7 protein-coding genes and 2 pseudogenes are annotated in these 14,844 nt (G+C 49.2%); 6 read left to right on the top strand and 3 right to left on the bottom strand.

Features of this window, described 5'->3' with window-relative positions; all coding sequences use genetic code 11:
* Positions 1–105: 105 nt before the first annotated feature.
* The 6 genes and pseudogenes from ACLGGO_RS17405 to cmoB form a co-directional block, all read left to right on the top strand.
* A pseudogene (locus ACLGGO_RS17405) lies at positions 106–2,079 on the top strand (protein NO VEIN domain-containing protein); the annotation flags it as partial.
* A complete protein-coding gene (locus ACLGGO_RS17400; RefSeq protein ID WP_446420250.1) occupies positions 2,076–2,681 on the top strand; it encodes a hypothetical protein in 606 nt (201 codons plus the stop codon). The pseudogene ACLGGO_RS17405 and the gene ACLGGO_RS17400, both read left to right, overlap by 4 nt.
* Positions 2,678–5,394: pseudogene (locus tag ACLGGO_RS17395) on the top strand (DUF1156 domain-containing protein). The gene ACLGGO_RS17400 and the pseudogene ACLGGO_RS17395 overlap by 4 nt, the downstream one beginning before the upstream one ends.
* A gap of 3 nt (positions 5,395–5,397) precedes the next feature.
* Positions 5,398–6,048 (top strand): Uma2 family endonuclease, encoded by a 651-nt coding sequence (locus ACLGGO_RS17390; protein ID WP_446420249.1) that lies wholly within the window; start codon positions 5,398–5,400, stop codon positions 6,046–6,048.
* A 23-nt stretch (positions 6,049–6,071) separates the two neighbouring features.
* The gene (locus tag ACLGGO_RS17385; protein WP_446420248.1) at positions 6,072–9,434 is read left to right on the top strand and encodes a Swt1 family HEPN domain-containing protein; all 3,363 of its coding nucleotides are present in this window, start codon (positions 6,072–6,074) and stop codon (positions 9,432–9,434) included.
* Between the two features lie 13 nt (positions 9,435–9,447).
* A complete protein-coding gene (cmoB, locus tag ACLGGO_RS17380; protein WP_446420247.1) occupies positions 9,448–10,437 on the top strand; it encodes a tRNA 5-methoxyuridine(34)/uridine 5-oxyacetic acid(34) synthase CmoB in 990 nt (329 codons plus the stop codon).
* A 263-nt stretch (positions 10,438–10,700) separates the two neighbouring features.
* On the opposite strand, the gene ACLGGO_RS17375 is transcribed toward cmoB, so the two are convergent.
* The 3 genes from ACLGGO_RS17375 to glnA form a co-directional block, all read right to left on the bottom strand.
* Positions 10,701–11,204, bottom strand: a complete 504-nt coding sequence (locus ACLGGO_RS17375) for a YbjN domain-containing protein (RefSeq protein WP_446338872.1) — start codon at positions 11,202–11,204, stop codon at positions 10,701–10,703.
* A gap of 217 nt (positions 11,205–11,421) precedes the next feature.
* The gene (locus tag ACLGGO_RS17370) at positions 11,422–12,495 is read right to left on the bottom strand and encodes a class I SAM-dependent methyltransferase (protein WP_446420246.1); all 1,074 of its coding nucleotides are present in this window, start codon (positions 12,493–12,495) and stop codon (positions 11,422–11,424) included.
* A gap of 161 nt (positions 12,496–12,656) precedes the next feature.
* Entirely contained in the window at positions 12,657–14,078 is a 1,422-nt protein-coding gene (glnA, locus tag ACLGGO_RS17365; protein WP_446420245.1) for a type I glutamate--ammonia ligase, read from the bottom strand.
* Between the last annotated feature and the right edge of the window lie 766 nt (positions 14,079–14,844).

Genomic DNA, 14,844 nt, shown 5'->3' with positions numbered 1-14,844 from the left:
ACCTTCGGACAAAAAAAGACTGGCAGGATAAATCCTGCTCGCCTGGACGTTTTCTCGTTTTCATCCCCCGCTTAAAAGACGGGGGCTTTCAACTTCGATCTCTGTAAACAGGCAGAAGAAGCCTTCAAGCAAGATCCAACCGTCGAAGTCTTGATTGCCACAGATGCAGCAGGTGAAGGGATTAACCTGCAACGGGCGCATTTGATGGTGAACTATGACCTGCCTTGGAATCCCAATCGTCTGGAGCAGCGCTTTGGGCGGATTCACCGGATTGGGCAAACGGAAGTCTGTCACCTCTGGAATCTGGTGGCTGGGGAAACCCGCGAGGGGGATGTGTATCTGGCGCTGTTGCAGAAACTGGAAAAGGAGCAAAACGCGCTCGGCGGTAAGGTTTTCGATGTCTTGGGGAAAGCGATCGCGGGGAAGGAATTGCGGGAACTGCTGATCGAAGCAATTCGTTATGGCGATCGCGAGGATATCAAAGCGAAGCTTAACCAGGTGGTTGCCGATCGCCTCGATCAAGGGCGGCTACGGGAATTGCTAGAAGAACGTGCCTTGGCGCGAGACTCTATGGATGCGACGAAGGTGCAGCAAATCCGAGAGGATATGGAACGGGCAGAGGCGCGGAAACTTCAGCCCCATTTTATTGCCTCCTTTTTCTTGGCAGCTTTTCAGCGTTTAGGGGGTACGATTCGCCAACGGGAACCCAAGCGCTATGAGATTACCCATGTCCCGGCGGTGATTCGTAATCGCGATCGACAGATTAGCATAGGTGATCCGATTCTGCGGCGCTATGAGCGGGTTTGCTTTGAGAAGGAACTGATTAGCGTTCCTGGAAAACCCCTGGCGGATTTCATCTGTCCCGGTCATCCTATCCTGGATGCTACCCTCGATCTGACCTTAGAACGCCACCGTGATTTGCTGCGACAGGGAGCCATTTTAGTGGATCAAAATGATCCGGGTGAAGCGGTACGTGCTTTGGTTTACAGGATAAGCAATGGTGAAAGCCCTCGCGATTTATCCGAGGGATGAAACTTAGAGCATTCCATTCAAGATGCTCGCACAGAACGGGAAGGTCGGCGTCGGGTTGTTTCTCGCCGGATGCAGTATGTAGAAATTGACACCACCGGACAGGCTAAGGGGGCAGGTTATGCTCCCTATCTCGACTATCGACCCCTAGAGGAAGCAGAAAAACCCCTCGTGGAATCGGTTCTGGGTTCTGTAGGGCTTCGAGATGAAATTGAAAGTCAAGCCACCAGCTATGCCATTGCCAACTTGGTTACTCCCCATCTCCAGGAGGTGGGGGAACGTAAACAAGAGTTAATTGAAAAGACGGTTCGGGCGGTTAAGGATCGGCTGACTAAGGAAATTAACTATTGGGATCAACGGGCGGCAGATTTGCGGTTACAGGAACAAGCAGGCAAGCCCAATGCCAAGCTCAACTCCACAAAAGCCCAGCAACGGGCAGATGAGTTAGCCGCACGGCTACAGAAGCGTCTGTCTGAATTGGAACAGGAACGCAAGCTGTCCCCGATGCCGCCTGTAGTGGTTGGTGGGGCGCTGGTTGTACCTATTGGACTGTTGCAACGGCTGCAAGGCAAACGGGATTCGACTGCCACAATGTTTGCCAGAGAAACGAAGCGGGTAGAACAGTTGGCGATGGAAGCAGTTATGGCAGAGGAACAAGCATTCGGTTATCAGCCTCAGGATGTTAGTGCCAAAAAGTGTGGCTATGACATCGAATCAGTTGTACCTGGAACCGGGCGGCTGCGGTTTATAGAAGTCAAGGGCAGAATAGAAGGAGCGGATACCGTCACGGTCACCAAAAATGAAATCCTCACGGCTCTGAATCAGCCAGATAATTATATTTTGGCGTTGGTGCAGGTTCCCCCTAATCAAAAATTTCCCGAAGGGGATGCGTTTGTGGTTCGGGAAGCGAGGGGAGAGTATAAGTTACCAGGAAACGGCTGTGTGGTGCGTTATGTGAGGGAACCGTTTCAACGGGAGCCAGATTTTGGTGCCAGTAGCGTGAACTACCACTGGCAAGAGTTATGGGAACGGAGGGAGCAACCGAGATGAGTTATCGAGAATTCACCTGGTCCAAGGCAAAGCAAGATTTTAGCTTAAAGACGATTGAGGGCGATCGCTTTTTTCCGGTTCTCCCGGAAGTGCAACCCAGTTCCCTCTTGCAGGAAATGCTTCAGCGTAATATTCCTTGGGCGATCGCGGTTGGCAATGAAAAAGCTCGTTCTGAAGCGATTATTAATCCGATTCTGTTGGAGGTTCAGCAAGTCTTAGAGCGGAAAATCAGCGTTTTTTCAGGAGAAGAGTTCAATGTAGACCCCAAAGCTGGACTCAATGGCATCTGTGATTTTTTAATCAGTCAATCACCCGAGCAAATTGTGGTGGAAGCCCCGGTTTTGGTGGTGGTGGAAGCGAAAAAAGACGACTTGAAGCGAGGGATGGGACAGTGTTTGGCTGAGATGGTGGCAGCGCAGCGCTTTAACCGGGCGAATCAACAAACAATTCCCACGATTTATGGCAGTGTGACGACAGGAACGGCTTGGCGGTTTCTTAAGTTAGAGGACAGTATAGTAACAGTGGATTTGACGGATTATCCGGTTCCCCCGGTTGAACAGGTACTCAGTATTTTAGTGTGGATAGCCAATAACACCCGATGAGAAAGAAGCTGATTGAAGTTGCCCTGCCTCTAGAAGCCATCAATGCAGAATCGGCTCGGGAAAAGTCGATTCGCCATGGGCATCCCTCAACGCTGCATCTGTGGTGGGCGAGACGACCATTGGCAGCTTGTCGAGCCGTGTTATGGGCGTCTTTGGTCGATGATCCGTCCAGTTGGGCGGATAGGTTTCCCACAGAAGAAGACCAGAAGCGGGAACGGCAGCGACTCTTTGATATTTTAGGACGAATTACTATCGAAACCGATAAAAAGGGGAATCAAAAGCAAGTGGTGCGCGGTTTGGTGTCCTGGGATGATATCAAAGAACCGGCAATCATTGACGAGGCACAAAAGGAAATTGCCCGATGTTTGGCGTGGGAACGGGGGGAAGAACCGCCAACGAAGCCAGAGGCGGTACGGGATTATATTGCTAAATATGCGCCGCCTGTCTATGACCCTTTTGCTGGGGGTGGCTCGATTCCTTTGGAGGCGCAGCGCTTGGGATTAGAAGCTCATGCCAGCGATTTGAATCCGGTGGCGGTGTTGATTAATAAGGCATTAATTGAGATTCCGCCTAAGTTTAAAGATTTATCGCCTATTAATCCAGAAAATCGCCAGAAAAAGGGGATGAATGTTTGGAAAGGGGCGCAAGGATTGGCGGCGGATGTGCGGTTTTATGGGCAATGGATGCGGGATGAGGCGTTTAAGCGAATTGGGCATTTGTACCCCACTGTGGAGTTACCGAAAGAATATGGCGGTGGTGAAGCAACGGTAATCGCATGGTTGTGGGCGCGGACGGTGAAATGTCCGAACCCGGCTTGTGGCTGTCAAATGCCTTTGGTGCGGAGTTTTCAGCTTTCGACGAAGAAGGGGAAGGAGGCTTGGGTTGAGCCGCAAATTGATCGGGAACAGACTCCGCCCAAAATTCAGTTTGAGGTGAAAACTGGAAAGGGGAAAGTACCAGAGGGAACGGTGAGCCGTAAAGGTGCAGGGTGTATTGCTTGTGAAACGCCTGTGCCGTTTGACCATATTCGCAGTGAGGGCAAGGCGGGGCGGATGAGTCAGCAGTTGATGGCAATTGTTGCTGAAGGGCAAAGTGGGCGGGTTTATCTTGCTCCTACTGAGGAACATGAAAAAATTGCCAATTCTGCTCAACCAAAATGGAAACCAGAAACGAATTTGCCGAAGGAGGCGCTGGGGTTTCGGGTGCAAAATTACGGTATGGCAAAACACGCCGATCTATTTACAAATCGCCAACTTGTTGCTCTAACCACCTTCAGCGATTTAGTCAGTGAGGCAAGGGAAAAGGCGACGCAAGATGCTATCTCTGCGGGTCTGTCTGATGATGATGTGCCGCTGAATGATGGCGGGACTGGGGCAAGAGCGTATGGAGATGCGATCGCTGTTTATTTGGCTTTTGCAATTGATAAAAGCTCAGATTATTGGAGTAATATTTGCACATGGCATATTAGTGGAGAAAAAATGAGTCATGTATTTACAAGACAAGCAATACCTATGGCTTAGGATTTTGCAGAAGCTAATCCATTAAGTGATTCTAGTGGCAATTTTATTGGGGCGATTAATTGGATTTGGAAAGTCGTAGAAAACCTTCCAAGTAAAGCCAGTGGAAACGCAAGACAACATGATGCAACCGCAACCCACAAAAATGACTCAACCGCAAAGATATTCTCTACAGATCCCCCTTATTATGACGCAGTACCCTATGCAGATTTGGCGGATTTCTTCTATGTATGGCTACGCCAATCGATTGGCTCGATTTATCCGGAAATATTTAGCACTGTGTTAGTCCCGAAATCTCAAGAAATGGTTGCCGATATGTTCCGACATGGTAGCTAATGCAAGAGAATTTTAGTATCGGTGGTACTTGGCCTCTGCGAACTGAACTCAGCAACCGAATGCGGGGACAAGGTTCCAACGCCCTCGCCTCCTCCATCGTCCTCGTTTGTCGCCCCCGCCCCACCGACGCACCCAAAACCACCCGTCGCCAATTCCTCACCGAACTCAAACGCCAACTCCCCAAAGCCCTGAAAACCCTGCAACAAGGCAACATCGCCCCCGTAGACCTCGCCCAAGCCAGCATCGGACCCGGTATGGCAGTCTTCTCTCAATACGCCGCCGTTCTCGAAAACGACGGTTCCCCCATGCGGGTTCGCACCGCCCTACAACTGATCAACCAAATCCTCGACGAATATCTCACCGAACAAGAAGGCGCATTTGACAGCGATACCCGTTGGGCGCTCACCTGGTTCGAGCAGTATCAATTTAACCCAGGACAGTATGGTGATGCTGAAACCCTTTCCAAAGCCAAAAATACCAGTGTTAGTGGCATGGTTGATGCGGGAATCCTAGAAGCAAAGGGCGGCAAAGTTCGCCTACTCAAACGGGAGGAACTCAAGTCAGACTGGAATCCCAATAGCGATAGCCGGATGCCCGATTGGGAAGTCACCCAATACCTCATCCACGAACTCGACCAAAAAGGCGAGATGGGGGCGGCTGAAATGTTGGCGAAATTAGGCGACAGAGGCGAAATCGCACGGGATTTAGCCTATCGACTCTATAACCTGTGCGATAGAAAAGGTTGGGCAGCCGAGGGCATTGCCTACAACAGCCTGGTCATCTCTTGGCCCGAAATTACCCGCTTGGCAAGTGAGTTTCAATCTCAGCCCATCCAAGGCGATTTAGGATTTAAACTTTGAATCATGGTTACCCTGCAACTCCGACAACTCGACGTACCCCCCGGTCAACGGTTACTCATTCGTCACCTCGATTGGCAACAATTCGAGCACATCTTAGCCGAACTCGGTGAAACCCGTTCCTCCCGGATTGCCTATAGCCACGGCATCTTAGAAATCAGAATGCCTACCCCAGAACACGAAGTTGATAAAGAACTCATCGGTGACCTGGTTAAAATTCTTTTAGATGAACTCGAAATAGACTGTGAGTGCTTCGGATCAACCACATTCAAACAAGAAAATATGAACAGTGGTATTGAACCGGATCAGTGCTTTTACATCCAGAACCAGGCGCAAATGCGAGGGAAACGGCGCATTGACCTAACCATTGACCCACCCCCCGATTTGGCGATTGAAGTCGATGTCACCTCAAAAACCCAAATCGATGCCTATGCCGCCCTTGGTGTTCCTGAACTTTGGCGCTACGAAAAGAATCAACTCACCCTTTATACACTGCAAGCGGGTCAGTATCAGCGCGTCGATATCAGTCCCACATTTCCCACATTGCCAATCCTCAATTTAGTCGCCGAGGTACTTGAACAAAGTATCGCCGTTGGCAGAAGTCCCGCCTTACGAGCCTTTCGTCAGACCATTCAAACCCAAAAATCCCAACTCTAGCTGAAACCCCAGAACATAGTAACATGGCAATTAGTAACCACGAACGAGTCGGTAGAGCCTTAAACTTACTCCGAGATGGACTCTATCCCTTCATTGAGCGAGAGATGAAAGCCAACTTTGGCGAGCGGTGGTTGAGTGCTGCCTCTGCTTGTCTTCCCGACCATTACGTGGCGCGTCGTGAGGTGAAAGATGTCCTCAAGGAAGATGTTTCTGCCTTACTGATGGTGATGTGGGAACAGTGGAATAACGTCTTCCGCAATACCCTGGGACGCTCCGAACGCAGCATCGTCAGCGAACTGCGGGATACCCGTAACGACTGGGCGCATACCAGCACCTTCTCCACCGATGACGCTTACCGCGCCCTCGACAGCATGGCTCGCCTCCTCTGTGCCATCTCAGCCACTGAAGCCGATCAAGTCGAAAAGCAGAAACAAGAACTCTTGCGGGTTCGCTTTGAAGGTCAAGCCCGTCGGGAAACTCGCCGTGCGGCTGTGGCTCCCACCGTCGGACAGCCGATGTCGGGATTAAAACCCTGGCGCGAAATTACCACCCCTCACCCCGATGTCGCCTCAGGGCGCTACCAACAAGCTGAATTTGCCGCTGACCTGTGGCAAGTTTACCTGGATGAAGGCTCCGATGAATACCGTGACCCCACAGAATTCTTCCGGCGTACCTACCTCACCGAGGGACTCAAGCAACTCCTGAGCGGGGCATTACTGCGCCTGAGTGGAAAAGGCGGCGATCCGGTGATTGAACTGCAAACCAACTTTGGTGGCGGTAAAACCCACGCCATGCTAGCACTGTATCATTTGTGCAATGCCTTAGCGATCGCGGATCTTCCTGGCATGGAACCCATCTTCCAAGAGACTAGCTTGACCAAACCCCCCCAAAACGTCAACGTCGCCGTCCTTGTGGGGAATAAACTCCAGCCCAGCGGTATCGCCCCCTACAAACCCGAACACAAGAGCCAAAACCGTCCTTTGATCAAAACCCTCTGGGGTGAATTGGCGTGGCAACTTGGCGGGTTAGAGGGCTATGAAATCGTTCGCAATGCCGATGAAACCTCAACCAATCCGGGCGATGCCCTCAAGGTACTCTTCAACCGCTTTTCCCCCTGTTTGATTCTGATCGATGAATGGGTCGCCTATGCTCGACAATTACACGACCGCAGCGATATTGCTGGTGGCAGTTTCGACACCCAGTTCACCTTTGCTCAAACCCTGAGCGAATCAGCTAAAAACGCCAAGCAGACTTTACTCGTTGTCAGTATTCCATCCTCTGATATTGAAATCGGAGGAGAGAGAGGCAAAGAAGCCCTCGATCGCCTCAAGAATGCGATCGGTCGCGTCGAGTCCCCCTGGCGACCCGCCAGCGCTGAAGAAAGCTTTGAGATCGTGCGACGGCGGCTGTTTCAGATCGCGGCTGACCCCAACCTCTTTGTCCAACGGGATGCTGTGATCCGGGCTTTCTCAGAAATGTACCGCACTCAGAGACAGGAGTTTCCCGCTGAATGCAAAGAAGGCGACTATGAGCGACGGATGCGAGACGCCTATCCGATTCATCCCGAACTCTTCGATCGCCTCTACTCCGACTGGTCGAGTCTGGATAAATTCCAGCGTACCCGTGGCGTGTTGCGCCTGATGGCAAAAGTGATTCACTCCCTCTGGGAACGCAACGACCAAAGCCTGCTAATTATGCCAGCCCACGTCCCCATGGACGACTCCCAGGTGCAGTCCGAACTAACCCGCTACCTGGACGATAACTGGATTCCCGTTATTGATAAAGACGTAGACGGCCCGAACTCCCTACCCCTGGCGCTAGACCGACAGAACCCCAATCTAGGGCGTTACTCTGCCTGTCGCCGAGTGACTCGCTCGATTTACATGGGTTCTGCCCCCACTTTACGAGCAGCCAATCGCGGACTGGAAGACCGCAGAATCAAACTCGCTTGCGTCCAGCCTGGAGAAACCGCCGCCACCTTTGGCGATGCCCTGCGCCGTCTCACCGACCAAGCCACCTACCTCTACATCGACGGTAACCGCTACTGGGTTTCAACCCAACCCAACGTCAACCGCACCGCCCAAGAACGAGCTAATCAATACCAGAGCGATCGTTACAAGGTTTGGGAAGAAATCATTAAACGACTAAAAAATGATAAGTCGCGCAATGAGTTCAGTGCCGTCCATATTGCCCCGGAATCAACCGCAGATATTCCCGATGACCCCAGTTTAGGAGTGCGTCTCGTCGTGCTTGCTCCCCAGCATCCCTACAGCCGTCTCAGCGACGATACCTCCGCTCGCCAATGGATTGAAGATGCCCTAAACCACAAAGGAAGCAGTCCTCGCTACTACAAAAATACCCTGCTTTTCCTAGCTCCAGACAAAGCCAAAATTGAGAACCTAGAGCGGAATGTCGCTCAATACCTCGCCTGGGAGTCGATTCTCGCTGACGACAAGAAGAAAACCCTGAATCTCGATAACTTTCAGCGGAGTCAGGCAGAAACGAAAAGGGATGGAACGAACAAAGATGTTGATAATATTCTCAACGATACCTATCAATGGCTCTTAGTGCCGATGCAACCGGATGCCCAAGGCGGTATCGAATGGAAGGAAACGCGGCTGCAAGGTCAAGACTCACCGATCGCGCGAGCAAGGAAAAAAGCTGTCCATGAAGGCGATCTCCTTGACAATTACGCCGCGACAAACCTACGCCTAGAAGCCCTAGATAAGTTCCTCTGGCGAGAAACCAACCATATCGACTTGAAGCGCCTCTGGGAGTACCTCACCCAATACCTTTACCTGCCACGATTGAAAGACCAAAATGTCCTCCTCGAAGCCATCCGCAATGGCGTTGCATCAACCATTTGGGCGGATAACTTCGCCTATGCTGAGGGATTTGACGAAGAAACGGGAAAATATCTCGGTTTGCTAGCGGGAACGGGAATAACGCCTAGAATTAGTCCGCAAAGCTTGCTCGTCAAACCAGACATTGCCCAACGACAGTTCGACGCCGAACAAGCTCCGACACCTACAACCCCTAGTGGAAAAGGAGTGACAACAACGGGGACAGAATCGGGTGATAGCTCGCCCTCTGGTGATGAAGGAACGATTGGTAGCTCCGGCGATGGATCGGGAGGGAGCCAAACTCCTGTACTCCGGCGGTTCTATGGTAACGTTGAAATTGACGCCATGCGGGTGAATCGAGATACTCCCGCGATCGCGAACGAAGTAATCCAGCACCTAACCGCTTTGCACGGTGCAAAAGTCAAACTCACCCTCGAAATTGAAGCAGAAATTCCTGAAGGGGTGCCTGATGACGTCGCCCGTACCGTCATGGAGAACTGTCGGACACTTAAGTTCAACAGCCAATCTTTTGAGCAAGAGTAACGGATGACCACTCATGACAAATCCTGATCAAACGATTGGTTATATACCCCCTGATTATCTAGAGTTCTACCCCAAAACGTTAGCACGAGAGGAAATTTTATCGCTACGTCAAGAGCGACAATCCAAATTATTCGCCCCTCAAGTGAGTCAATATCGGGAAGCGGTGCAGGCGGTTCAGGACATCCACAGTGATTGGTATGACTTCTCTGATGCTGTGGTTAAAGTGGGTCATGCTGAGGAACTCACAACCGAACAAAAACAGCGATTTTATCACTCGTTGCAAGCCTTTTGCCCTTGGAAAAAAGGACCCTTTGAACTATTTGATATTTCCATTGATGCAGAGTGGCGTTCTGACTGGAAATGGGCGCGAATTTTGCCCCATATCCATTCCCTGAAAAATCGTCGGGTGGCGGATATTGGCTGTCACAATGGCTATTTTATGTTTTGCATGGCTGATCAAGAGCCGGAGTGTGTGATTGGGTTTGAGCCAGTTTCTAAGCACTTTTGGAACTTTCAGCTTATCCAAAATATTGTTCAGCAACCAATGCTGACATTTGAGTTATTGGGGGTTGAGCATATTGATTTGTATCCTAATTTCTTTGATACGATTTTTTGTCTAGGAATTCTTTACCATCATCGAGATCCGATTAATTTATTGGGCAAACTGCGACAAGCCCTAGCACCTAAGGGAGAAATTGTGATTGATTGTCAGGGAATTCCAGGGGAACTTCCTGTTGCGTTGACTCCTCGCAAGCGCTATGCTAAAGCACGCGGAATTTGGTTTTTGCCGACTCAATCTTGTTTGGAGAATTGGCTAGTACGGGCTGGCTTTAGTCAGATTCACTGTTTTTTTGCTCAACCCTTGTCTGTGGAGGAACAGCGCCGCACCCCTTGGGCAAATATCGATAGTTTACGAGAGTTCCTGAATCCTGATGATTTATCTGTAACGATAGAAGGCTATCCCGCACCGTGGCGCTATTATGTAATTGCTCGTAAAAATTAAACGTGATTTTATTGGTTTTACGGAACAAAAGCAGGCGATTATTGATGAGTTATAGGAGTGCGATCGCGGTTTTGAACTCCTATACCTGAGATTAATGACAAGGGAAAGAACTAAGCTTCAACAGCCTTGATTTAAAATACTACAAAAACGCTACAGGTCTCTCAGGTTTTGCACCCGACTCAGTAGAATAGAAAGGGTTTAGATTACCATCTCAGCCATAGATGAGAGGAGGTTGCGATCGCGAAGTCTGGTTGTAGTACAACTCAAGACGCGCCAAACTCTTCCTGTAATGCTTCATCATTATCATCCGCGATCGTGGCAACGATAGTAATCGCCCGAGAAATTTCTCCTGGCGATAATTCAGCCACCGTGCGCGACGATAACACCACTACTTGATCATCCACAATGCCAAAACGGGCTTCAAAGGTATCTGACCAGTTCATTTCCAGAAGTCTACGCATCAATTCGGCTTCTTTTTCAGCCGGGAGATGCAGCACCGAAGACCAAACGGTAAACGTATCCTCATCTGTAGAACCCGTCAATTGGACAAAGACTTCAACGCTACCATACTTAAACTTCCAGAGATAACCTTCATCGTTATGGCTTACCATCGCACTGTCATCTTGCTCCAGGCTGGAGATGACTGTTTCGATAGTTTCTACATAGTTGACGGTAACCTGATCTTGGATAAACTCAGTCGAGATGATCTCTTCCGTTGACAAGCTTTCTGTAGACACCGTTTCTGGATTCGATTTTTTAGTGGTCATAGACGTTTCTCTATAGCAGTTGACAATTGTATATAACACAAGGCGTGGTATTTACCTAATCTGGCAATTCATCTCACGCCATAATCTTGATTTGGCGTCTTGATAGGTGGGAGTAGCCCCAAGCTTATTTTATCGGTTAATCCCGATGACTTACCCCCAAAGACCCAGATCCCCGACGTCTTGAAGAAGTCGGGGATCTTAATTGCCGAGAACGATTCTACACCGTAGCGTCTTCAGGCTTATAAGCAATCCAGTACTTGCTCATAAAGTGGTTTTGAGTTGTAATTGCCTCAAAACCCGCCTGAGTCAGGCGTCCGACTAAATCATCGGTAATGTAGTGTCTGTAGTAGGGTTCGTGGAACATAGCAGGGAAGTTTTCCATCATTGGCATGAATTGGGGAAAATCAATCGCCTGAATAGAGTCACAGATAACAAACACTCCTCCCGGTTGAATGACGCGGAAGCATTGCTCAATGATGCGCTGACGTATAGAAGGTGGTAGTTCGTGGAAGAGAAACACGCAAGTGATACCGTGGAAATAATTATCCCGATACGGCAACTCCTCCGCCTTAGCCTGCATCAGTTGCGGTAATTCCCCCGGAATCTCCGATAAGAGTTGATTGGCTTTACGCAAATAAGCTGGGGATAAATCTGTGCCAAATAGAGACGCTTTTGGCAGCATTGCCCGAATCATCCTTAAAGTCCGACCCGTTCCACAGGCTACATCAAGAACCTTAATTTGTTGAGCAGGAACGGTATCAAACGCCTTGAGTCCTTCCTTTAACGGTGCAAGTACACGCCGCCGCATCGGATCAGCCCCACCATTAAACAGAAGTTCTACCTGCAAATCATACAGGTTGGCTGAGGTATCACTCAAGTAGCCATCGGTTTGGTAATGGAAGTTGCGCCGATAGTAGTTTGGATAATTTTCGATATCAATCTCTGGCGAGAACTCCTGATATTTATTCTGATTGACCCTCTCCCAGATGTTCAGTAAATCCAGGCACATCTCTGGATAGTAGCGCAAGAAGTCTTCCCAAGGGTTATCAAACAGCAGGCTTTTAGGATACACGCCCCGCTCCGCATCCTGCCAATCGGTCTCCAGAATCTGCTCGAACTTTTGCCAAAGTAGTTGCAGGATTTCTGGAGAGAGGGATTTGGCTCTAAGCTGATTGATTGGAGGATTAATCAGATTCCGTAGTTGTGATCCTGTGTTTTTGTGTGCGAGTGCAAACGCCGCTTTTCCTTGCTGGAATGTTTGATATGCCAGTTTTGTCAAAGTATCAGACATGAGTCGTGAAGCTGGTTGTTACCTGATTGTCATTTGTTAAGTATTGTAACTAAAAAATTAGAAAAGTTCACAGAGTCAACCCTAGAGTTGAGGGGAGATGTAGGCAAAAAAAAGCCACCCCTAGGGATGGCTTTTTTCTCATTTTGTGCTAGTTTCTGAGGCTAGACATCGTAGTAGAGGGAAAACTCATAGGGATGAGGACGCAACCGCATCGGGTTGATCTCATTGTCGAGTTTGTAGGCAATCCAGTTGTCGATAAAGTCTTCGGTGAATACACCTGTACTGGTCAAGAAGCTATGATCCTTCTCTAAATGCTCTAAAGCGGCTTCCAGAGAACCAGGAGTTGATGGGATTTTGCTCAATTCCTCTGGTGAGAGGTCGTAGATATCCACATCTAAGGGTTCGCCTGGATCAATTTCGTTCTTAATCCCATCCAAGCCTGCACACAACATCGCCGCAAAGGCAATATAGGGATTACAAGTCGCATCAGGACAACGGAATTCCATCCGCTTCGCCTTGGGATTGTCACCAGAGAGGGGAATCCGGATGGAAGCTGAACGGTTTCCTTGAGAGTAAGCTAAGTTCACAGGCGCTTCAAAGCCTGGCACCAAGCGCTTATAGGAGTTAGTCGTTGGGTTGGTCAAAGCTAGCAGCGCTGGCGCATGTCTGAGCAAACCGCCGATATAATGCAGCGCCATCTTGCTCATTTGAGCGTAGCCATCGCCGAAGAACAGGGGTTTCCCATCTTTCCAAATCGACTGGTGGGTGTGCATCCCAGAACCGTTGTCATTAAACAGGGGTTTGGGCATAAATGTGGCAGTTTTGCCATACTTTTTGGCAACATTTTTAACCACATATTTGTAAACCATCAAGAAGTCACCGGCTTCGACGATTGGTGCAAAACGGACACCGAGTTCGTTCTGTCCCCCTGTAGCAACTTCGTGGTGATGCTTTTCAATAGGCACACCACATTGAGCCATGGTTAGCAGCATTTCGGTACGCATGTCTTGCATCGTATCCGTAGGCGAAACGGGGAAGTATCCTTCTTTGTAGCGAGGTTTATATCCCAAGTTCCCGCCGGCTTCTTCCCGTCCTGAATTCCAACGCCCTTCAACGCTGTCTACATAGTAGAACCCTTTGTTCTCAGTTTGATCAAAGCGAACATCGTCGAAGATAAAGAACTCGGCTTCTGGACCAAAGAAAGCAATATCCCCAAGTCCAGTAGATTTCAAAAAGTCCAATGCTTTCTGGGCGATGGTGCGGGGGTCACGGCTGTACCATTCACCAGTACGAGGCTCTTTAATCGAGCAAATCATGCTCAGGGTTTTTTCTTGCATGAATGGGTCAATCCAAGCCGTTTTCGGATCGGGAACCATTGACATGTCTGATTCGTTAATGGCTTTCCAACCGCGAATACTTGACCCGTCGAACGCTACCCCATCTTCAAAAGCACTTTCGTCAATTTGATCGTAGTAAAACGAGCAGTGCTGCCAGACCCCTGGCATGTCAATGAATTTGAGGTCAATAATTTGAATGTTTTCGTCTTGAATCATTTTCAAGACCTCTTGGGGCGTTTCTGGCATGAATGACTCCTTTTGTCAATTGGACTATTGTTTAGAAAAGTTCAAATAGTTGAACGATGCAGGAAGACTTGTTCAGGTTCTCACCGGCTTAGACAGACGGTCATGCCTGTTCTCAACCTGACGCTTAGGACTACGGGGGAGATTAGGAATCAAGTGTCGCACAAACATACTAGACATGTGATTAACCAGGAAACGATACGGTTATCAGTGGCAGGAGCTGCAAACATGGGTAGACCCGTCAGTTTGTCCCCTGAGTGTGAGAAACGAGACAAGATACATTGGTGCGAGCTTTCTCCCTAAGCCGGGGAGCCGTTGTCGTACCATCTCAGGTTTACCTCAACAACCTGATTGGGCTTGAAACCTGTCTCCTTTGTATCTGACTCATCCTAGGGAGAGGCAGAGGGAGCTTTTGTATCCAAAGTTACAGAATCTAGTTTCCTGATTCTGGGTATCCTCAGAAAACGATTAAATTGTCTCAAATATTACAAAATAATAAGGATTACCCATCTCCTATTTGTCAATCCGCTCAACCATGACGTATTCTAGTGCAGATAAGCCAAGTTGCCTTGGGAGCAATACTTGGGTGAGTCCAGCTTATGTGATCAAAGAACACGGTTCAGCAGGCGGGTCGCATGTGGATGGGGATGGAAGGTCAACGGTATAAACATACACGGCCGTTATGTCCATTTTGTTTGTGAGAATTTTTTGTAGCCGTGCGGCAATAACTGGCAAGATAAATAGATAAAGATATACAGATTTGGAGAGC

It is taken from the genome of Coleofasciculus sp. (genome assembly GCF_046565525.1).
Taxonomy (GTDB): Bacteria; Cyanobacteriota; Cyanobacteriia; order Cyanobacteriales; family Coleofasciculaceae; genus Coleofasciculus.
This window is presented reverse-complemented; position numbering and strand designations above follow the sequence as displayed.